This window comes from Proteus sp. HMSC14B05, assembly GCF_001808035.1.
GTDB lineage: Bacteria > Pseudomonadota > Gammaproteobacteria > Enterobacterales > Enterobacteriaceae > Proteus > Proteus mirabilis.
In genome coordinates, this window is the sequence record NZ_KV791982.1 from 100,709 (window position 1) to 123,624 (window position 22,916).

Below are 22,916 nucleotides of genomic sequence, written 5' to 3' on the forward strand. Positions count from 1 at the left end.
TTCGGTTTATCATAACGACTAAGCCATTGCAGATATCGTTTTTCTAAAACGTAACAGTGCCAATGCAAAAAAGACTGAGCCAATAATAATTAAAACGATAAATTGAGGCCAAACAATCGAGAAATCTGCGCCTCTATATAATATCGCTTGTGCAAGGCTGACAAAATGTGTGGTTGGCATAGTTTGCATCACATCTTGTACAAACTGAGGCATACTCTCTCTTGAGGTCATCCCTCCAGACAACATATTTAATGGCAACAATACCATAATCATCAATAAACCAAATTGTGGCATTGAGCGCGCCATAGTGCCTAAGAAAATACCAATGGATGTCGTTGCAAATAAACTTAACGCCACCCCACACATAAATAACAAAACAGAGCCTTCGATCGGCACATGTAGCAGTGATTTAACCACTAGTACTAAAGACATGGCCGACGCTAACAATACAACCAATCCCATTGACCATATTTTAGAAAGCATGATCTCAAATGGTGTGACAGGCATAACTAATAAATGCTCAATAGTGCCATGCTCTCGCTCTCGTATTAGTGCCGCCCCGGTTAATACAATAGATAGCATGGTAATGTTATTGATTATCGCCATAACAGAGCCAAACCAAGATTGTGTTAAGTTTGGGTTAAAGCTCATTCTAACTTCTAAATCCACAGGCAGTGGATCGTTAGTGCGCTCTTTAGCAAGAAAAGTTTTCGCTTCTCCCATAACGATATTTTGAATATAGCTATTTCCTAAGAAAGCTTGGCTCATCCGTGTTGCATCAATATTGACTTGAATTTCTGGCTTACGTCCTGCGAGTAGATCGCGTTGAAAATTAGGCGGAATATCTAACGCAAAAGTATAAGTTCCTCTATCTAATAAACCATCAATCTGCTCGGGTGTAATATCTGCAGGTGGTAAAAAGTAAGGCATATAAAAGCTATTGACAATACGGGCCGAAAGTTGAGATTTATCCTGATCAGCCACCGCTATCGGCGCATGGTGTAATGAGCCCGGTGTTACAGTAGCCGATGAGTATATTGATACGGTAAAGGCAAACACAATTAATGCCAGCATCGCCTTATCACGGGATAAACTTCGTAACTCTTTTATTCCTAAATTAAAAATATTTTGTACTGTATGCCACATTTAAGCCTCCTGCTTTTTCAAGAAAAAGACACTCAGCCCAATCACAATGGGGATCGTGATAAGTAACGGAATAAAAGACCAAGGCAAATCAAATAAGTTAAGTCCTTTTGAAAACGTTCCTCGAGTGATAGTAAGAAAGTGAGAAGTCGGATAAATATGCCCTATCCATTTACCAATACCTTCTAAGGATGATACTGGGTCAATCATGCCGGAGAATTGTGTAGCAGGAATTAAGGTAATAATTGAAGTACCAAAAATAGCCGCAATCTGACTTTTCATAAAACAAGAAATCAGTAATCCCATTCCCGTAGCAATAGTGATATAAAGCAACGCCCCTAATGAGAGTGTTAACATGCTTCCTTTAAAACTGACACCAAAAACAAATACCGAAAGCGCACAGAGCATAAAAAAGTTAAACATTCCCAATAAAATATAGGGGATCTGTTTGCCTAATAAAAACTCGGCTTTAGTGACCGGAGTAACGTATAAATTAATAATAGAGCCTAGCTCTTTTTCACGTACCACACTCAAGGCGCTTAACATCGCGGGGATCATCATCAACAACAACGGAATAACCGCAGGTACTATAGCGGGTAAACTTTTTACATCAGGGTTATAACGATAACGGGTTTCGATATCAATGGGGGAAAATTGATCAACCATATTGGTAGGTTGACGCATGGCCATATCTAACATCCAAGTTAGATGCATTGCCTGAATATATCCACGGACAGTTTCTGCACGATTTGGCATCGCGCCATCAATCCAAACCCCTATTTTTACTTTATGTCCTTTAGCAACATCTCGAGCAAAATTAGGCGGAATTTCAATCGCAACAGTAATATCACCACTGCGGAGACGACGCTCAAGTTGGTTATAATCGGTAATCGGCGCTTTTTCAATAAAATAGCGAGAGCCTGATAGATTTTGACTATAAGCCTGACTTAGCCCTGTTTGATCTCTATCCATAATGGCAAAGCGTAGGTTTTCAACATCCATACTGATGCCGTAACCCATAATAAACATCAATATTACCGTACCTAGTAATGCTAAGGTAAGGCGTACTGGGTCACGGCGTAATTCCATCCCCTCACGAATGCTATAACTAAATAAACGGCGTAAACTAAATCGTTGTTTTAACGCTTTTTCCGCACTTTCTTCACTAGAGGCGGGCAATTGTAGCTGTTTATCTTCAATATCGGGTGCTTCTGTTTCACCGGATGCTTTTTTCAAATAATCAATAAATACTTCTTCTAGTGTATCAAATTGACTATTTTTCACTAAATTAGCCGGAGTATCTGTCACTAGCACTTTTCCGGCATGCATCAGAGACATTCTGTCACAACGCGCCGCTTCATTCATAAAGTGGGTAGAGATAAAAATAGTGACACCGTCACGTCTTGAGAGATCAACCATCAGCTTCCAGAACATATCTCGAGCGATAGGGTCAACCCCAGAGGTGGGTTCATCAAGGATCAGCATTTCTGGTTTGTGGATCACTGCCACCGCTAACGATAAGCGTTGTCGAATACCTAAAGGTAAACCATCAGGCATCATATCTTCCACATCGGTCAAATTAAAACGCTCACTCATTTCTTTGATACGTTGAGGAATATCCTGTTCTGGGATATGAAAGAGTTTGGCATGTAGCTCTAAATTTTGTCGAACCGTTAATTCGCTATACAGTGAGAATGCTTGCGACATATAACCAACACGTTTACGGGTTTCGATATCTTTTGGATCAACCTCTTGCCCAAATAACCAAGCGCGCCCTTCACTTGCCTCAAGTAAACCTGTAAGCATTTTCATGGTGGTGGATTTACCACAACCATTCGAACCTAGGAAACCAAAAATTTCGCCTTTAGGAATACGAAAACTGACATGATCAACAGCAACAAACTGACCAAAGCGCATTGTTAACTCTTTGGCCTCAATGGCGATAATATCGTCATCACTTTTATCCCGTGGAGGAATAATCACTTTTTGATGGTTTTTACGTTTTTCTTCCGGTAAAAGCTCAATAAAAGCAGCTTCTAATTCATCTGTCGCCGTTTGCGCCTTTAATTCTTCCGCATGACCAGTGGCTAAAACCTTACCTGCATCCATTGCAACCAGCCAATCAAAACGCTCAGCCTCTTCCATATAAGCCGTCGCAACCAATACGCTCATATTGGTTTGACGTTTACGAATACGATTAATTAACTCCCAAAATTGCGCCCGTGATAATGGGTCAACCCCTGTGGTGGGTTCATCGAGGATCAGCAATTGTGGATCATGAATTAATGCACAGCAAAGCCCCAGTTTTTGCTTCATACCACCAGATAGTTTACCCGCAGGTCTATCCTTAAAAGGCGCTAACCCAGTACTTTCAAGTAAATCATTGATGCGCTCTTCTCGCTCTTGTTTGGATTGACCAAATAAGCGACCAAAGAAATCGACGTTTTCAAAAACAGAAAGTGTGTGATAAAGATTTTTACCTAACCCTTGCGGCATATAGGCAATTTTGGGGCAAACAGCTCGCCGGTGATTAACATCATTCATATCACCATTAAGTACTATCACTTGCCCTTGCTGAATTTCTCTGGCTCCTGAAATAAGAGAAATTAAACTCGATTTTCCGACACCATCCGGGCCTATTAAGCCGACCATTTTTCCGGCAGGAATAGTCAATGTCACATCATCAAGTGCTTTGGTATCACCATAATGTTGGGATACATGAGTCAATTCAATGATATGAGAATGACTTTGCGTTCTCATTAGTTGACTCATTGTGGTAATTTCACCTCTAAATCAGTCGGCCAAGGTTGGCTATTATCTAAGCGAATATAGGCACGTCCCGGTAAACCTGTTTTGACATATTCAAGGTGTTTCTCTAGTAACTCAGGGGAGATCCTCGCTCTTACACGAAACATTAGCTTCAAACGTTCATTGTCAGTTTCAACCGTTTTAGGGGTAAACTGTGCAACACTGGCAACATAAGTCGTTTTCGCAGGGATCACAATATGTGGGGCTGCGTCCAAAATAATATGGACATCACTGCCTAAGGCTGCTTTGCCAGCGGCTTCAGTTGGCAAAAAGAATGTCATATACACATCACTAAGATCGACCATATTTAACACTCGACCGCCAGCGCCTAGCACTTCACCGGGTTCCGCAACACGATATTGTACACGGCCATTACGAGGAGCTTTTAAGATACTATCATCCAACTCAGCCATAATACGTCGTTCGGTAGCTGTTGCTGCATCAACTTTGGTTTTTGCTTGAATAATTCCAGACTTTGCCGAATCAATTGCCGCAATAGTTGCAGTCACTTGTGCTTTTGCAGCTTCAACAGCAGCACGAGCCCCTTCGGTTCTTGCTATATCATCATCCAGTTGTTGAATGGAAATTGCTTTTGTTTTAACTAATGCTCGAGAGCGGTTAAGGCGTTTTACTGATGCGTCAAGCTCTGCAATACGCTGACGAACAACCGCCTGCGCTGCAACTTGCTCACTTTGACGTTGAGAAAGTGCCGACTCTGCCGTCATAACGCTACTTTTGGCTTGCTCTAGTTGGGCTTGAACTTCATGAAGTTGCTCTTTTAAGGTACGAGTATCCATTGTTGCCAACACTTCACCCGCTTTAACAAAATCCCCCTCTTTAACTAAAATAGTGTCAATTCTTCCTGGTGTTTTGGTTGAAATATCAATTTCAGTAGCTTCAATTCTCCCATTACTTTGAGCAAACCCATCAGGGAGTGCTGGTGCTTGTGTTTTCCACCAAAAAATACCTGCTGCAATAATTGCAACAATAATAATGCCGTAAACAAAAAAACGATTCGTTTTTTGATTTTTCATATAAATTATTTAACCTTCCTTTTGCCATAAATAACCCAATTTTTTGTGATTTACTGTGTGTAAGAAAATAGTTAAATAACAATTTTTAATTTTATTTCATCTACTTTAAAAATAGTCCATTTATATATATAAAGCGAATTAAAATAAAATAAAAAAAGAGAAAAACAAAAGTTAACCATATGAATTATAAAATATAATAAGAATATGATAGTGTGTTGTGTGAATTTAATGTAGTACTTTTATCACATAATACACTATCAAAATTTGATTATTCGAGATAACACACAAAATGTATAAAATTTAGCATCCATTAGCTTTATTAAAATCAAAATATAATAATAACACTTGGTTACGATAATTGATCGAAGTCACATATTTAATGTTGATGGAGTTAGCTATTTTTTGATTTTGCTATAAATTTAACAGCGTTAAAAATAAATAATAACCAACATACTTTTATTTTAATATTTTATTTGCAAGGTTTAATTTTAAATTAATTGCATAAAACTCCTTAAATATAACAGTTTGATTATTATAGCATTAATTTAAATTGAAATTATTTGTTATTTTTGCCTGTCATCAGACCACTTATTAGGTAAAGTTTTTATATAGTGATTATTGCAGTTAATAATTATATATCAAATAACAATATACAATTAAAGTAATAACATCCCTGCAAATACACAACTCAATCCGATTAAGAGAAGGTTTATATGAAAAACATTAACTATAAGCTCGCTACACTTACCCTTTGTACTCTTTTTGCCTCTTCTGCGTTAGCTAATAATACACAAGCCCCTATCCGCCTCGTTATTCATGGTGGTGCAGGTACAATAACTAAAGATACCATCACCCCAGAACAAGAAAAAGAATATAAAGCCAAACTGACCGAAGCATTAAATGCTGGATATGCTGTTTTAAATAGCGGAGGCACCAGTATTGAAGCTGTACAAAAATCGATTAATGTTATGGAAGACTCTCCTCTTTTTAATGCAGGTAAAGGTGCTGTTTTTACTCACGATGGTAGAAACGAACTTGATGCTTCTATTATGGATGGTAAAACGCGCAAAGCGGGTGCTGTTGCTGGTGTTACCACAGTAAAAAATCCGATTAATGCCGCGATTGCGGTAATGGAAAAAAGTCCACATGTTATGATGGTTTCTCAAGGGGCTGATCTTTTTGCCAAAGAGCAAGGGTTAACCATCGTTGATCCGAGTTATTTTCGTACTGAATATCGTTGGCAACAACTACAAAAAGCATTAGAAAAAGAACAAGTTGTATTAGATCATGATGGTAAAACTGCGGCTCTTTTTGCTGATCCGATGATGTATGATTATAAATACGGCACTGTTGGCGCTGTTGCATTAGACCAACATGGTAATTTAGCGGCGGGAACATCAACAGGTGGAATGACCAATAAACGTTATGGTCGTGTGGGCGATTCCCCTATTATCGGTGCAGGTAATTATGCGGATAATGAAACGGTTGCGGTATCGGCAACAGGATCAGGTGAAATGTTTATTAGAACGCTGACCGCATTTAATATTGCAGCCCAAGTTAAATATCAAAAACTACCTCTAGAGCAAGCGGCACAAAATGCACTTGATGAAGTAAAAGCGATAAATGGAAGTGGTGGTGTTATCGTATTAGACAAATCTGGAAACTATACGATGAGCTTTAACTCTGAGGGAATGTATCGAGGCACCATTGGTAATGATGGCAAACCACTAGTCGCCATTTATAAAGATTAACCTTCATTATTTTAAAACTATGCCTTTGGTTTTTAGCGACTGTTATTAAAAATACAGATAAACCAAGGGCATAATATTAAGCCATTTCCACGATCATCCCCTTATTTTGATCTCTTTATTCCTTTCATGGGTAAACCCCACTGTTCACTTTGCACTCCAAAACCGTTTATAAAACAAACATTATGCACTAAAAACAAACATGAACGCCTCTACTTATTAAAATGATCCTTTGAAAAAGTAGCTTTTTTCTTTTTTAGATCTGTTAGAATATTCAGCATAGTTATATTGATTTAATAAGGAAATTGCTGTGGATTTTCACCACGACGATCAAGAAATAACACCAGAAACATCACTTGTATTAGCGGAAAAACAACCATTATTAGATCTCAATGCAACTTTCACCTCTCCGACACAAACTAACCCTGCACTGGCTTATTTACGCAGTTTAGGCTCTAAACGTAGTCGCCAAACGATGGGATCGTTTTTAACGATCGTGGCAAAAATGATTGGCTTCTCTTCAATAAAGCATTGCCAATGGGGAGCACTTCGCCGCCACCATATTCAAGCAATTATCGACATGTTATCTGATGCGGATAAAGCACCCGCCACGATTAACACTTATTTAGCTGCACTAAAAGGTGTCGCTTTAGAAGCATGGGCGATGAAGTTGATGGATACAGAAAGCTATCAACATATTCGCCAAGTAAAATCGGTAAGAGGCAGTCGATTACCTAAAGGTCGAGCGCTTACTGGACATGAAATTCGCGCACTTTTTCGCTGTTGTGAAAAAGACCACTCCTCAAAAGGTTTAAGAGATGCGGCCATATTAAGTGTACTACTTGGTTGTGGATTACGCCGTTCAGAAATTGTTGCGCTTAATTACGAGCATATTCAATTTCGTGATCAAGCTTTTATTGTTAGAGGAAAAGGTAATAAAGAAAGAATATCCTATATGCCAGAAGATACTTGGGAGCGTGTTCAATTATGGATCGATGAAATAAGGGGATCACAAGATGGCGCCCTTTTCACACGTATTCGCCGCTTTGATGATGTAACGGATGAACGAATAACAGACCAAGCCATTTATTATATTTTAGAGACACGTCAACAAGAAAGTGGCATTGATAAATTTGCTCCTCACGATCTGCGACGCACTTTTGCCTCTGCAATGTTAGATAATGGCGAAGATATTGTAACCGTAAAAGATGCCATGGGTCATGCCAGTATTATGACTACACAGCGCTATGATAGACGTGGTGATGATCGTCTTAGAAAAGCGGCTCGACATTTACGTTTTTAGCCTTTTATATTGTAAAAATATACCCAATTCAATCAATGATATTGGGTATATAAATTTTCATCTTATTAATTTTAGCTATGGCTTATCTAAATGGCGGCTCATTAAAGGTTCTTAATTTACGAGAATGTAATTTATCTTCTTCGTCTTTTAATAACTCAATTGCATGAATACCTATTTGTAAATGCTCTGATACCGCACCTTCATAAAAGTGATTAGCTTGTCCTGGTAATGTAACGGTTTATCAGATACACATAACAAAGTGCCATAAGGAACGCGAAAACGATAACCTTGAGCGGCAATAGTGGCACTTTCCATATCCACGGCAACGGCTCGACTTAAACTAAATCGCCTTGATGTTGCTGAAAAACGTAATTCCCAATTGCGATCATCTGTTGTCACAACCGTTCCTGTTCTTAATCGTTGTTTGATTTCATGTCCAGGCTTACCGCTAATGGCTTTAGTGGCATCATAAAGTGCACGCTGAACTTCAGCAATATTAGGAATAGGAATATCTGGCGGTAATACAGCATCTAAAATATGATCATCTCGTAAATAAGCATGAGCTAAAACGTAATCACCTAATAATTGGCTTTCTCTTAAGCCTCCACAATGACCAATCATTAACCAAACATGAGGACGTAAAACCGCCAGATGATCACAAATTGTTTTGGCGTTTGACGGCCCAACACCAATATTCACTAATGTTATTCCCGGCCCTTCTTTTGCAATTAAATGATAGGCGGGCATTTGATATTTTTTCCATGTCAGATCAGAAATTAATTTTTCCGGATCAACCGTATCGGCGGTTATTTGCTGAAAACCTGCACAAGAAAGTGCGCAATATGGACTATTTTTATCAGCAACTTGTGCACAGGCCCAACGAACGAATTCATCCACATAGCGGTTATAATTGGTGAATAAAATATAAGGTTGCACATCTTCAGGTAAAGTTCCGGTATAATGCTTTAAACGAGCCAAAGAAAAATCCGTCCGTAGTGCATCAAAATGTGAAAGAGGTAAAAGCTCGCTGTCATCAATTAAACCATCGGTAATATCATCACCAATTTTAGAGAGATCGGTAGTCGGAAAATATTTTGCTAAAGAGGCGCTCATTGACCGATCAAAACCAATGCCAGTGCCATCAATGACAAAAGGATATGGTATCTCTTGTTTTGAGGCCGTCACTTCAAAAGAGACATGATAAGCATCCGCAATAAGTTGCAGTTGCTCAGTTAAATAATTTTCAAATAAAGTTGGATTGGTGATAGTAGTAGAATAAGTACCTGATTTTGATAAACGCCCATAAGCTCTTGTTTTATCTTCTTTTTTAACATCACCATACCAATGTACGGTTAATTGCGGATAAGCAAATAGACCTTCAGCCCTTTGTTTTATATCAGGTAATTTTCCATCTTGAGCATACATAATAATAGCATTACGTAAGGCATCAACAGCATTTTGATATTGTTGTTTTAACTCATTAATAATTTTTTGAATTTCTGGGTTATGAGGTTTTGACATAAAGGAGCCTCTACTTATTCTCACGTTTTTCACATCATAGCAAGAAGCTCTATTTTGACCAAAGAATAAAATTAATAAAAATTATATGAGCATTTTCCACCTAATGAGACTAGTTGTCCTTTATTTAGTTTTAACGTAATATCAACGCTGTCTTCTTTAATGATTTTATTTCGACTCAATAGATGGGAGAATAGCTCTCCTAGCCTTGGTTTTTTATTATTTAGTTGTTTTATTATCTCGTTCATCTTTTCATTTAAAATTTTATCATAAGTTATTTCGATATTATTATTAATAGCAACCATATCATAGATAAAATTATATAACTTACTTTCAAATGGTTGAGCTAAGGGAATATCTAGATTTATTTTATCGCTACTTTTTTTAAAAAATTTTATTTTTAATTCAATTAAATCATCAGAAAGAGTCTTTATACTATAAATTTGTTCTTGCTTAACAACATTACTCATAGAAAAAGATGTTGTTAATGTGTAGTAATCAAAAGAATCATTATATGATTTAATTAAGGTGATCCCTTCTTGATTTAGTAAATAATAAATTGCCTTTTTATTTTCCTCTGAGATATCTTTAGTTAAAGTTTCAAATTCTTCCATTGCCTCGTTTTGATCTTTACTTTTTATTTTTTCACCATTGAAAATATAAGTATTTCTATTTATATCTTTTATTAGTGCATTTTTTATATTTAAGTTAGTATTACTATTTTCTGTTTCTAAGTTAACATTACTATTTTCTATCGCTTTGCTTACGAGCTGTCTTATTGCACTAAAGTTAACTTGATTAAAGTTACTTTTATTAAGCTTTAAGTCTATTTCACCAGAACGTATTTTATTATCTAATTCAATATACAACTCAGCAAAAATTTGATCATTAAGCTCATTTTTATCTAACTTTTCATATAGACATTTCAATGCAATTTCATTAGAAAAAATTGATGAATGCCGATTAAATGCATTAATTATTGTTGACATTTTATTAAGTTGTTCATTGTCTATATCCGTTATAGAAATATTATAATTATCTATTGAAATCGTAATATTTCTATCATTAATATCAATTTTTATTCTTTCTTTATATGCATCTGAAGCCATAGTTTTTAGCATTAAAACATGATATAGCATTTTAAAATGATTTTTGTCATCAAATAGATCTTGATATACAATATTTTCAACTGTTTTTAGTGCTTTTTCTCTTTTGTTTGATTGGAACCAGTCTTTTATTTTATCCCATAATGACATCACATCTTTTGTTTTTTCTCCTTGTGATATTCTTAATATTTGTGAATTAGAAATATCATTGTGATTAATTTTTACACTCATCATATTTTCCTCTTAAATTAACCATATAATAATTAAAATTACATTTAAGAGAAGAACACTTTTAGTGAAACTATGCTATAAAAAATCACCCACTATAAATCATATTAGTCGTATTTCCTTTAAGTTTATGGAATTAAAAAACTTAATACGATCGGCAAGGTAACTGCTGCAAGCATGGTTTGTGATGTAATGATCCCCGCCATTAGCTCAGAATCCCCTCCTAGCTGTCGAGTTAAAATATAAGAAGTTGGGGCTGTAGGGATAGAAAAGAAAATGACTAAAAGCATCATAACTAATGGAGACAAACCTAAAAAATTAGCAACACTATATGCAATTATCGGTACAATAAGCAACCGAGTCACTGTGTTAATACTAATCATTTTACTTTCTGCTTTTAGTGTTGATAAATGTAATGCCGCACCAATACAGATAAGCCCTAAAGGTAAACTAGTCGCAGCTAACAATTTTAGAAATTGATCGCTACCAAAAGGAAGCCCTATTCCTGATAAATTGATAACAATCCCTATTACGCAAGAGATAATTAATGGATTTTTAATAATTGGGAAGATTAATTGACGAAAAGTTACATTTTGCCCTGCGGTTAAACAAAGCACTGAAGTCACATTTGATAGAGGAACCAAGGTTGCTAATATCAAAGCAGCTATTCCTAAACCTTCAACGCCAAATAAATCAGCGACAATAGCTAAACCTAAATAAGTGTTAAACCGAATATTGCCTTGAACGATCGCACCAAAGCGGCCAGCAGACCAGCCGGTTATTTTTTTAAAAATAACACACAAAATAGTGGTAATGATGACTACTGAGAAAATAGCCCCAGCAAGGTGAGGTAATTGAGGATCAGATAAAGGAGCATTAGCCAAGCTATTGAGAAGTAATGCAGGAAAGAGTAAAAAATAATTTAATTTTTCAGCCCCTACCCAAAATGCAGGTTCAAATGCTTTATTTCTTCTTAAAATAGCGCCTAGCGCAATTAACGCAAATAAAGGCCATAACGTTAACAACACATTTTGCATAGTGTTTGCCCCAGAAAAATAGTCATAATTTACAATATCGTAACATTAGCAAAATTACCAACTGATATTGTTAATATAAAAGCTAATTCAAAAAATGATAAAAATAAAAAATTTTCGCATTTTAAGCCCAACTTTTTCTGTTCTATAATGCTAGGTATAATTTTTATGTCAATAAGGCACTATTTATAAATTTTATAAATCAATATACATTCGATAACAGTGTAAACTTGCCTGAGCCAAGCTAGAATAGTACTCTCGCTCTTCTAAAACAGTGAACCCTTGTTTTAAATAAAATAGCATCGCATTAGGCGTTGCATCTAAAAATAATTTAACAAAATTTCTTTGTTTAGCTTCATATTGTAGCTTTTTAAGAATAAGTCCTGCATATCCTTTTCCCATGCATTCCGGTAATGTAAAAATAGCTTCAGCAAAGCCTGTTTTAAGATCTAAAAATCCAGAAGCTACGGGAATAGATAATTTTTTATCATCAATAACATAGAAAGGATTATTAATAATAGATTGTCTATAGCCGTCAGGCATTTCATCAGGAGTCCAAGCGGCTAATATATCGGGCGGATAGACATGTTGACAGCCAAAACGTAACGCTTTATTTCTTAAATACCATAATCGTTTTGCTTCATGAGGCTCCGCAAGCCTAAGTTGAACACCTTCCATTATAACCTCATTAGCCACTGTATATATTGTAATTATAGAAGTTATTATTCACTATTTTATTTTTATATCACTATTATAAGATTATTTTTATAATGTCCTAAGTGTATCCATTACGCCTGATACACTTAGGCTAATTCACTTGTTAGTTAACTATTTTAGTATAGTTATCTTGTTATTTTCATCGTTATTACACTCAACATTATTCGAAGATGGCAATAATAATGCAATAATATATCCTAATAATAAAATAAAACGCACTATCACCATTGTATCTGAAGAAATAAGTAATGGATATGGTGTAAGGACCATGGTGCCTATGGTAAAGATCAGTGCAATAGTGATAGGATATTTGAAACCGAAATCTCTTACTCGTTGAGTTAAAATAAGTGCAAATACGTAGATTTGTGCTATTAATAATATGAATTCGACTATACCATAAGAACTAAAAGAGAATTGGTAGAAAAATAATTTATCAGGATCATTCTCAACGGAATCAGGTAACAAGGTCATAAATAACATATATATTAAACCGTTTACAATACCAAATAACACAGAAAAAACCACTTCTGCTCCTAAAAAAGAGAGTCTATCCCGTCTTTTTTCCTTCCATTGATAAACTATTTTAGTTTTCATATTCAATCCTTTCTATTTTAAAATTGTATTCTTTCATATCATATATAATATACTTAATATTTTTACCTAAACCTATATGTTTATAAGACAGTATAAGCAATTCTAACATCTTCTGTTTTGATTATTGAAAGAGACAATCAACAAAGTTCTAAATACTTTTAAGCACATATGATGAAATTTTAGACTCACTATATCGGCTCAAAATAGACACTACCGCTCTTTTATCTAATTGATAATAGAGCGGTTTTATCATTTTGAAATTTATTTCACCATTTTATTGATCCACTTAATTTCTTCGTTCGTGAATCGAATATTGCTTTCTTTATTTGTATCAGTATCTTGCAAGATTTTGTCTTTAATTAATTGGCTAACAGGGACAATAATATTAAAATGGTCTCCATTTTTTATATTATAAATTTTCAGAGGAATATCGTGTTCCATTGCAACCACACGTAATTCATTGAATTCATTCCAAAAATAATCATGACCTTCAAAATAAAATGTTGGTGTTTTTATTGATTTAATATAGCGGTATACAGAGCGGACATTAAATTCTTCTTCGTTGTTTTTATCAAAGGGTAATTCAACCATCATCCGCCCTTCTGTGCGTAGTTTAAGATCAGGTATTCCTCCTAAAGAGAATATTGCCCTGAATTTATCACTGTATTCACTAGCCAATAATGCTCTCGTTCCCCCAGTGCTATGTCCTACTACGTAAATACGTTTAGGATCAATATAAGGTAATGACGCTAAATATTCTCTAGCTGAGTCTAAATCTTCTAATTCACCATAAAACATTTCATAGCGACCAGGGTTGGTATTTTCACCACGAAAAGAAGGTATCATGAGTACCATATTAGGATCACGAAACGTCGCTCCTGTTTGGTCATTTTCAACTGGTTGTGGTGTCCAAAAATAATCATCTCCTCCTATCCCACCATATCCTCCATTCAGCCAAATCACCGCAGGTAGTTTATTTTTTTTTATTCGCCGGCGGAGGGGTTAAATAAGCATACATATCACCTAGTTTGGCCGGATATTTAACTACATTGAATATTTCTGCTGGCGCTTCCCAAGGTGCTTCAGTATTGTCAAAACTATCATTTATAATTTGTGTTTTAAAACGCTGATGTGCTTCAAATAAGGTTTCATCGCGAACATCGATATTCGCATTCGCCGAGAAAGTACCAATTGTTAGTAAAGAAAAAATAAGCGCAGGAGCAATTTGTCTAAAACATCTCTTTTTTAGAACCATATCAATCAATTTCCTTATAGATTATTTAAGTAGTGGAATAATAGTATAGATAGCTTAAAAATTTTGAATAGCATTTTTCTTGAACAACGAAAAATAGATGTAAAAAGTATCTTAATTGGAATGGTTAAATTGCTTAAAAATTAAATAGGCAGAAAACGGTTTTTGTTTTCAGAAATTATTTTACCATTTTTTGGGCTATATTGAGAGCATTCAAACAATTAAAGAACACCATTATCCCTTTTTGATATAACACCTAGATCTCTGCTTGCCATGTTCACGAGACACTTCAATCCGGAGATTGGTTGACGAATCAATACAGATTTATAATGAAAGGCGACCCCATTTATTATTAAACTATAAAACGCCCGATGAGGTTCATCGAGCATTTTATACCTGAAAAGTTGTCAACCTATATCAAGATTAGTCATTATTTTTCAATGGATGGAAGTGTTTTTTCTTGTTAACAATTTACTATAAAATTTTTTAAAGCTTTTCCCAAAGAAAAATAATTCAAATTATGCATACGCTACAAAATGACATCGTTGAAATTATTCTCTGACCCTTTTTATGCTCTAAAACCTCGCCAAATGTTTTCTCCCAATCGCTATATTAAGAAATCACCCATACTGGCAATTTTAAGCCCCTTTCGTGTAGATTTTTAATATCGGGTGAATTGCACGAACTACAGTTATTGCTAGGACTCCAAGTAAAACAATAAATAAGTTAATATTAGTTAACTTATTAGCTTGGAGAAAAGAATATGCACCCATCAAAAGTAAGAGTTTATGTATTTAATTGGAGTACTTTTGTGATGGTATTAGGAATATTAGCATCATTATATTTTCATATTTCTACTCAAAATAACATAGCAGATAGAGACAAAGAAAATAGAGAAAATGAAAGAAATAATATAAGAACAATGTTCGCCTATGAGATTTCATATAATCAATCAAATCTAAGACTTTTAGAAGGAACTAAAAATGCAGGTTTTGATAAAGAAAAGTGCCAAGCAGAAATCTGCACTGCTAGTCCTGTTGAACTCAATGTATTTGCTGGCATAAGATTGATGATTCTAAACTCGCTAAGAGATGATGTATATACTATTTATCTACCTCAGATATATCTTCTTGAACCTAAAGAAGTCTCGTTAATAATGAATTATTATTATAGTCAGAAAGAGCTATTACAAAGCTCAAAAGCCATTCAGATAGGATTAGCCCAAAATAGAGACAATAAAAAATGGCTTGAAGAAAAAACATACCTTCTTACCCATAGTTTTGAGAATGAATACTTATTAGGCGAACAAATACTGTCAATGTATAAAGCTTATATTCCTGATGAATTAGTGAATAAACGTTAATACTCAAAAAATGATATGGCTTATCTACATACTTCTTACAAGATGCCATTCAATATAACCCCTTGAAAGGGTGTACAGAATTACTGGTTTAGAGTGTCCACATATTGTCCACACTTGAACACTTAAGGGCACTTTTTAGCTCTTTTTGATGGTTTTATATACAAAAAAAGGCATCTTAAAAAAGATGCCTTTCTCTATAACTTATTGATTATCTTTTATTTGCTTATTTTGCAGTTGTGCGAATTAAGTAATCAAAAGCGCTTAATGAGGCTTTTGCACCTTCACCTGCGGCGATAATAATTTGTTTATAAGGAACAGTTGTACAGTCACCCGCAGCAAATACCCCTTTAATATTGGTTTCACCACGTGAATCAACCACGATCTCACCAATTTTATTACGCTCAACAGTTCCGTCTAACCATTGTGTGTTTGGCAGTAAACCAATTTGGACGAAAATACCCGCTAAGGCAATATCATGCATTGAATCGTTAGTGCGATCTTTATATTTCAGTCCTGTTAACTTAGTGCCATCTCCATATACTTCTGTTGTTTGGGCATTTAAGATAACATCGACATTACTTAAGCTACGCAGTTTCTTTTGTAAAACAGCATCGGCTCTCATTTCTGAGGCAAATTCTAGTACGGTCACGTGCTCCACTAAACCCGCTAAGTCAATGGCAGCTTCAACACCGGAGTTACCACCACCAATAACAGCCACTCTTTTACCTTTAAATAGAGGACCATCACAATGTGGGCAGTATGTTACACCGCGAGTACGGTACTCGTTTTCACCCGGTACGTTCATATTTCTCCAGCGAGCGCCCGTGGCAATAATTAAGCTACGGGTTTTTAAAATCGCACCAGATGCGGTTTCAATTTGGTGTAGATCACCTTCTGCTGCTCCCGGAATTAAACGGCTGACAGTTTGGCTGTCAATGACATCAACTTGATAATCATCAACGTGAGCTTTTAAAGCCCCAGCTAATTTTGCGCCTTCTGTTTTAGGTACAGAGATATAGTTTTCAATATCAACAGTATCGAGAACTTGTCCACCAAAACGTTCACCGATAAGACCTGTATTTAAGCCTTTACGTGCAGCATATACCGCCGCTGACGCCCCCGCAGGGCCGCTTCCGACGATCAAAACATCAAAGGCATCTTTTTTATTTAATAACTCTGCAGTGCGTTTTTCTGCATTGCTATCTACTTTGCTAACAATTTCAGCTAAAGTCATACGACCTTGGCCAAACTCGTTGCCATTTAAGAATACCGCAGGAACGCCCATGATATTACGTTCCTGAATTTCATTTTGGAACATGCCTCCGTCAATCGCCGTATGGGTGATGTTCGGATTTAAAATCGCCATTAAGTTTAATGCCTGAACAACATCAGGGCAGTTATGACAAGAGAGCGAATAATAGGTTTCGAAATGAAACTCACCGTCTAACTGACGAATTTGTTCAAGTAATTCTGGGGCTTCTTTAGATGGATGACCACCGGTTTGTAATAATGCTAAGACTAAAGAAGTAAACTCATGACCTAATGGCGAGCCTGCAAAACGAACGCCCGTTGTTTTCCCTGGGTTGGTAATAAGAAAAGATGGTTTGCGCACATTAGCACTGTTATCTTCACGGTATGTGACTTTATCAGATAACGGTTCAATTTCTTTTAATAAGGCTTGGATATCAGCAGAATGTTTGCTGTCGTCTAATGTTGCAACTAACTCAACTGGCTGGGTTAATCGTTCTAGGTAAGCTTTCAGTTGAGCTTTTAAATTATTATCTAACATTTTTGCACCCTCAATAAAATCGGGTGCCGAAACACCCGATAAATAACTACGTTAGTAGCTTCTTTAGTGGCTTGATTCTTATTTAGAATTTTTTAGATTTTGCCAACTAAATCCAGTGATGGAGCTAAAGTTGCATCACCTTCTTTCCATTTTGCTGGGCAAACTTCACCTGGGTGGCTAGCAACATATTGAGCTGCTTTTACTTTACGTAACAGGTCAGCTGCATCACGGCCAATACCTTCAGCAGTAATTTCGATTGCTTGGATGATACCTTGTGGGTCAACAACGAAAGTACCACGATCTGCCAGACCTTCCGCTTCACGCATATTTTCAAAGTTACGAGTTAATGCGCCAGTTGGGTCACCGATCATGCCATATTTGATTTTACCGATAGTTTCTGAGCTGCTATGCCATGCTTTATGAGTAAAATGAGTGTCAGTAGAAACAGAGTAAATTTCTACACCCATTTTTTGGAATTCTTCATAATGATCAGCTAAGTCACCTAATTCTGTTGGACAAACAAAGGTAAAGTCAGCTGGATAGAAGAAGAAAATGCTCCATTTGCCTTCGACGTCCTTTTCAGTCACTTCTACGAATTGACCGTCTTTAAATGCCATGTTTTTGAATGGTTTGATTGGGGTATTAATTAAAGACATTGTATTTCCTCCTGTTTGGTATGAATCTAATGTACCTATTCCAATTGAGAATATCTAATACATTCCTACTATCATATCAATAGGTTTTACCTAATGAGTTTAATAAATTGATAGAGATAGATTAACGAAATGTAGCGACTAACGCAAATGACTAAAAAAAATACAAAAAAACACGATTTAATGACAAAACAAGCTAATTATTGCTATTTTTAGCAGTAAAAATATAAAATTAACTCTATAAAAAGTAACAATTATTTTTTCAATTTAGCGCTTTTTATCACATATATACAGATCAAATCTCTTTGGCGGTTTTTAAAATAGTATAAGTGCATTTAAAAGCGGCCTGTTGGATCCGATAAATATCTTGTTTATCGGTGGTAGATTGCACAACTGCATCACCGGCTTGAAAACGTTGTAGCTCTCCCCAAGGCGCTTCCATTGCAAACTCAGCGGTTTGTTTTGGAACAATAAAATAATTCATTTCAATCCCTTTAGGGATAAAAACTTGATAGCCTTGCCTTATCGGTGTGATGCTTTTCGCTTTGTCTGCATCAGCCAGATTATAGCGCTGAGCAAATTTATCTTTTCTGACCAGAATTTCTTCATTACCTGTTGCTGGACAAATATTTTGTACAACCCAATCACCCGCTTTGGCTGGCTCCGAAATAGTTTCAACCCCTTCACCTTTTATGTAAGTGGTGATCACTTCTCCTTCTTTTGCAGGTCTGGCTAAAACGGGTTTGGTTTTGATAGCCACACCAGTGATGGCCATTTTCTCCGCTTGAGCAAAATAAGAAATGCGATCTTTTTGAGGTAAATGAGTGAGTGGTTCAGCCACAGAAAATCTAGGTAGCAAGGCAGAGGCGAGAAATAATATTGCTATGCTATTTTTATAATGTTTGTAAGGCATATAGGTACTGTCTATCTTATCTGTCATCTTATTTATCTTATCTATCATCTTATTCATATAGATGCATGGGTAGCATTTTGGTTTTACCATATATCAATGGTATCTCGAATATTATGACAAATTAAAAAATAACAGTATCAATAAAATCAGCAAGTAATGAACTAAGAATAAAAAAGCGAGGAGTCTCACAACTTATAATAAAAAACTAATAAAAAACCACCGAAATAGTTATAAAGTGCCTCATTAGTAGTGAGAACTATTTGAAAAAACAGTGCGTTGAAAAAAATGATGACATGATAAAAGAAATATGCGAGGCAGCATGCTCAAAACGACAGAAGCTATAGCATATGGATAGCCTCTGTCTAGCATTATCATAGTCTACCTGTTTTTCGTAACGCTCGTCGAAAATAGGATACTGGCATTTTAGGACAAATTTGCTCTTTGACGGCTGGATTATTTTCTAGCTCTTCTTTTTCAATATCATTATTTTTGCTTCTGTTCCGTAATGGTGTTTCTGTTTTATTCATCTTCCCTTACCTCAGAGATCAATGCCTCATTAATGGCTTCTATTTTTTCGACTGCTTCATTAAGTATAAAAGCAATGCGTTGCGCTTTTTCTACAGAAAGTTGTTTCAATACTAACTTATGACGTAATACCGCTTTTAATTTTCCTACCGCAAATTCGATTTCCTCAGAAACTCCCCCTGCGTTTTGTGATAAATCACGTGCATAAGCCAGTTTATTTTGAATATTTTTTTCTGTTTCTTGGTTTTCTGCTAAAAATGCTGAACCTTCTGGCGTAATACTATAATTTTTACGGCCTTTTTCAGCGATATTAGCAACAACTAAATCTTGCTCTTCTAATAGTGTCAGTGTTGGATATATAACCCCTGGACTTGGTACATATAGTCCTGAAGATGCTTCATCTATTCCTCGAATAATTTCATACCCATGGCTAGGTTTTGCCGCGATCATACTCAACAAAAGGACACGTAAATCACCATGGTCAAACATACGTTTTAATTGACGACCTTGGCCTCTTCCTTTTCCTTTACCGGCACCACAACCTCGGCCATGTCGTTTACCATGCTCTTGCTGTTTTTCACCGTGACAACAGCCATGATCGGCATGATCATTATGCTCATGACTTTGCTCACCCTGTTGGCAACATTTGCCATGACCTTCTTGGTGATGGCCTCTTTCACCATGACAACAATGTTCATTATTGCCATTATGGTGTTGTCCTCTGTGTTTACCTTTACCACCACAACGTCCGATGCCATGACCACCATTATCGGTGTGTTGTTGATAAAGCGAATGTAACGCTTGGATCATCATAATATTCCCTCATTTTTTTAGATATATCGAAATCATTGATGACCAATATAATCCGATATATCTAAATGATCAAGTTTTAGATATATCTATTTACTTTTATCTATCATAAGGAATAGTAACAATATGATTTATCTATAGTTACATTCTATAATTCACGCCTAATTATGAATAATTCTCATTCTCGATCTTGATTTTATGTGCTATTCATAACGAAAATAAGGAGCTAGACAAACGAAATAAGCAAAGGAAGGAGTAACTTTAGTGACAGCGTCACTTTTATAAGGGTAAACTAAAAAAGTTAGCAACCTTTTCCTTGCTAACTTTTACTATGTTAAATAATAAATAGAACAAAATAGCTATTTTAATGCAGATAGGACAACTTTTTTAATATAGTCGCACCCTGCTTTAATATGCACTTCACTCCATTTATCAGTGTTTTTTATCGTTAATTGTAGAAGACTTAAGTGGTTAACTTGCTTCCATTCATCTTTACCTAAATGACATTGTTGACAAAACTGAGCAGGTATATCATCGCTATTACGAGCACACAGCACTAATAGGTTGAGATCTGGCTTATATTGGCTCTTTATTTCTAAATTTTTATAAATAGCATTATTTAGCTGATTTTGTATTTTTAAACATTGGTTGCCTTTAAGAGCAATGGCAAAAGTGAGTTTATTAAAATCTGAAACTGGCAAAATATGAATAGCATAAGAGATACCCGATTTTTCAAATTCGTTCTCTTGTTTTAATTGTTGTTCCAGTTTTACTCTAGCTTCCCATTGATTTTGAGCGCATTGTCCATACCCAAAATTATTAAAAGCATATAGCTGATGGATCCCCCACATTGATGCAACTGCAGGTGCTGATTGGATCCCATCGATTTCATCGGGAATATTCCCCTCTTCTGGGCACAGTTTTGGCGGGTTAGCGAGAAAACGGCTTAATCGAGCATCTTTTATACAAACAATCCCCGTAGGATAAGGAGAAAATCCCGCTTGAAATGGCTCAAAAGAAACAGAATCAGCTCTTGATAGCTGAGTAAAACTATCATAAATATCTGAGGTTAACTCAAGTAAAGGTGCTTCTTGCTTAAGTTTATCGCACAATATGTTATAAGGGATGATGCTATTATTTTCGTCAAGAAACAGGCTTTTCATATAGCCTAATTGGGATGCATCAATGTGAATATAGAATGAGTTGTTATGTTGTTTTTCACACTCTTCACGTAATTCGAAAAGAGGCTTAAGTTTGTCAATGCTACCGTATGTCGATGAGCCTAACACGCCAATAATACCGAGTATCGGCTCTCCCTGCTCGATTAGACGAAGCACAATATGACGCGTTTTAGCTATATCTGTTTTAAACTCTTCATCTATTGGTAAGGCAATGAGATTATCATAACCTAACCCCAAGATATCCATCGCCTTCTTCCAAAATTCGAAGCGGTATATCGGTACTAGTAATTTACCTAAATGCATCGTTCTTGTCATGCCGGTGCCACGACAAGTTAAATGGCTGACATCATCAAAAATATCTCGTTCATATAGCTGTTCACTGATGGATAAAATATCAGTGATAGACATATTAAATAACTCAAATGCTTTTTTATCTGCAACCAGATCCCTTGATTTTGGATGACGTGCAATCGCCATCGGCAGTGTTTTTAAATTTCTCAAAGCCCACAAAATTTCATAACAAGCAAAAACATGGCTGGTGGTAATATGTCCAAATGCTTTATCTGGTTCAAAACCGATTAGTTTACACAAATCATGAGTTATTTTTTGCTCTTGCTGTTTTTGTATGGGTGAATATTTGTTAAAAACATTATCAGCATTATAGGCCAGTGCAGAAAGGTAGCCTAATTTCGCCAATCGCATGACGGGAGAGTTGTAATGTGAGAAATAAGGCTCAATCTCAGGTTTATTATTCATTAGCTGCTGGTTTAAATTATTTAAAATATCACCATAAGATCCCTTCACAGCTTTATTTTCAATAGTATTGCTTTTTATTTTGTTCTCTAATCTCTCATTAGTATTTATCTGTGAGTTATTTGGACTAGAATAAAAGGACTCACTATCCATCAACATCTTTACCATCTCTCGATGATAACATGTTAGGGTATCCACGGTTCGGGTATCAAACACACGCTCTGCAGCACTCAGACAGGTTTCTTTGTGATTTGCCATCATCGCACCTATATATAAATTTTTGTTATCAATTTTAATCAGAATTGAGTTTATTTTACGTAAATAATTAGTCTCTTTTTAAATGATATACTACATGATGAGTAAGAATCTTCTTTATTTTATTGATATCAGATAAGATTTTCCAAGTTCGTTCTAAAGTTTTTACTTTTTCATGATAAATGATTT

The 22,916-nt window shown here is 35.7% G+C and carries 18 protein-coding genes and 1 pseudogene; 3 read left to right on the forward strand and 16 right to left on the reverse strand.

The window, feature by feature from the left end; genetic code table 11:
* Positions 1-18 precede the first annotated feature (18 nt).
* From HMPREF3129_RS05635 to HMPREF3129_RS05645, 3 genes are read right to left on the reverse strand one after another with little or no spacing between them, the layout of a single operon-like run.
* A complete protein-coding gene (locus tag HMPREF3129_RS05635; RefSeq protein ID WP_004242881.1) occupies positions 19-1,146 on the reverse strand; it encodes an ABC transporter permease in 1,128 nt (375 codons plus the stop codon).
* Positions 1,147-3,915: a ribosome-associated ATPase/putative transporter RbbA gene (rbbA, locus tag HMPREF3129_RS05640; RefSeq protein ID WP_080591811.1), complete on the reverse strand. Its 2,769-nt coding sequence runs from the start codon at positions 3,913-3,915 to the stop codon at positions 1,147-1,149. It lies immediately after the preceding gene.
* The gene (locus HMPREF3129_RS05645) at positions 3,912-4,985 is read right to left on the reverse strand and encodes an HlyD family secretion protein (RefSeq protein WP_004242877.1); all 1,074 of its coding nucleotides are present in this window, start codon (positions 4,983-4,985) and stop codon (positions 3,912-3,914) included. Before HMPREF3129_RS05645 ends, rbbA begins: the two co-directional genes overlap by 4 nt.
* A 713-nt stretch (positions 4,986-5,698) precedes the next feature.
* On the opposite strand from HMPREF3129_RS05645, the gene HMPREF3129_RS05650 reads away from it, so the two are divergent.
* Together HMPREF3129_RS05650 and HMPREF3129_RS05655 are read left to right on the forward strand one after the other, a co-directional pair.
* Positions 5,699-6,736, forward strand: coding sequence for an isoaspartyl peptidase/L-asparaginase family protein (locus HMPREF3129_RS05650; protein WP_004242876.1), 1,038 nt, complete (start codon positions 5,699-5,701; stop codon positions 6,734-6,736).
* Positions 6,737-7,043: 307 nt separating this feature from the next.
* Positions 7,044-8,036: a tyrosine-type recombinase/integrase gene (locus HMPREF3129_RS05655; protein ID WP_004251263.1), complete on the forward strand. Its 993-nt coding sequence runs from the start codon at positions 7,044-7,046 to the stop codon at positions 8,034-8,036.
* A gap of 82 nt (positions 8,037-8,118) precedes the next feature.
* Here the strand turns inward: HMPREF3129_RS05655 and HMPREF3129_RS05660 are convergent.
* The 7 genes and pseudogenes from HMPREF3129_RS05660 to HMPREF3129_RS18860 form a co-directional block, all read right to left on the reverse strand.
* Positions 8,119-9,557, reverse strand: a pseudogene (locus HMPREF3129_RS05660) (AMP nucleosidase).
* 71 nt (positions 9,558-9,628) lie between these two features.
* Entirely contained in the window at positions 9,629-10,894 is a 1,266-nt protein-coding gene (locus HMPREF3129_RS05665; protein ID WP_036918297.1) for a hypothetical protein, read from the reverse strand.
* A 122-nt stretch (positions 10,895-11,016) separates the two neighbouring features.
* Positions 11,017-11,925 carry an AEC family transporter gene (locus HMPREF3129_RS05670; protein ID WP_004248036.1) on the reverse strand — a complete coding sequence of 303 codons (909 nt, stop codon included), beginning with the start codon at positions 11,923-11,925 and terminating at the stop codon, positions 11,017-11,019.
* Positions 11,926-12,117: 192 nt separating this feature from the next.
* Positions 12,118-12,600 carry a GNAT family N-acetyltransferase gene (locus HMPREF3129_RS05675; protein ID WP_036918295.1) on the reverse strand — a complete coding sequence of 161 codons (483 nt, stop codon included), beginning with the start codon at positions 12,598-12,600 and terminating at the stop codon, positions 12,118-12,120.
* A 150-nt stretch (positions 12,601-12,750) separates the two neighbouring features.
* The gene (locus HMPREF3129_RS05680; RefSeq protein ID WP_004248034.1) at positions 12,751-13,233 is read right to left on the reverse strand and encodes a hypothetical protein; all 483 of its coding nucleotides are present in this window, start codon (positions 13,231-13,233) and stop codon (positions 12,751-12,753) included.
* 261 nt (positions 13,234-13,494) lie between these two features.
* Positions 13,495-14,196, reverse strand: coding sequence for an alpha/beta hydrolase family protein (locus tag HMPREF3129_RS05685; protein ID WP_223302927.1), 702 nt, complete (start codon positions 14,194-14,196; stop codon positions 13,495-13,497).
* A gap of 10 nt (positions 14,197-14,206) precedes the next feature.
* The gene (locus tag HMPREF3129_RS18860) at positions 14,207-14,488 is read right to left on the reverse strand and encodes a hypothetical protein (protein WP_223302926.1); all 282 of its coding nucleotides are present in this window, start codon (positions 14,486-14,488) and stop codon (positions 14,207-14,209) included.
* A 760-nt stretch (positions 14,489-15,248) separates the two neighbouring features.
* Between HMPREF3129_RS18860 and HMPREF3129_RS05690 the strand changes: the two genes are divergently transcribed.
* Positions 15,249-15,848 carry a hypothetical protein gene (locus tag HMPREF3129_RS05690; RefSeq protein ID WP_036908028.1) on the forward strand — a complete coding sequence of 200 codons (600 nt, stop codon included), beginning with the start codon at positions 15,249-15,251 and terminating at the stop codon, positions 15,846-15,848.
* Between the two features lie 223 nt (positions 15,849-16,071).
* On the opposite strand, the gene ahpF is transcribed toward HMPREF3129_RS05690, so the two are convergent.
* From ahpF to disA, 6 genes are all read right to left on the reverse strand, one after another.
* Entirely contained in the window at positions 16,072-17,637 is a 1,566-nt protein-coding gene (gene ahpF / locus HMPREF3129_RS05695; RefSeq protein WP_017628129.1) for an alkyl hydroperoxide reductase subunit F, read from the reverse strand.
* A 92-nt stretch (positions 17,638-17,729) separates the two neighbouring features.
* On the reverse strand, positions 17,730-18,293 hold the full coding sequence (gene ahpC / locus HMPREF3129_RS05700) for an alkyl hydroperoxide reductase subunit C (RefSeq protein WP_004242845.1): 564 nt from the start codon (positions 18,291-18,293) through the stop codon (positions 17,730-17,732).
* Positions 18,294-18,585: 292 nt separating this feature from the next.
* Complete coding sequence (locus HMPREF3129_RS05705) at positions 18,586-19,293, reverse strand: hypothetical protein (protein ID WP_036918293.1); 708 nt, start codon at positions 19,291-19,293, stop codon at positions 18,586-18,588.
* A 281-nt stretch (positions 19,294-19,574) separates the two neighbouring features.
* Positions 19,575-19,730 (reverse strand): hypothetical protein, encoded by a 156-nt coding sequence (locus HMPREF3129_RS18665; protein WP_004242841.1) that lies wholly within the window; start codon positions 19,728-19,730, stop codon positions 19,575-19,577.
* The gene (locus HMPREF3129_RS05710; protein WP_036918291.1) at positions 19,723-20,541 is read right to left on the reverse strand and encodes a PadR family transcriptional regulator; all 819 of its coding nucleotides are present in this window, start codon (positions 20,539-20,541) and stop codon (positions 19,723-19,725) included. The genes HMPREF3129_RS18665 and HMPREF3129_RS05710 overlap by 8 nt, the downstream gene beginning before the upstream one ends.
* A gap of 356 nt (positions 20,542-20,897) precedes the next feature.
* Entirely contained in the window at positions 20,898-22,730 is a 1,833-nt protein-coding gene (gene disA, locus HMPREF3129_RS05715; RefSeq protein WP_036918289.1) for a swarming inhibition tyrosine decarboxylase DisA, read from the reverse strand.
* Positions 22,731-22,916: the final 186 nt, after the last annotated feature.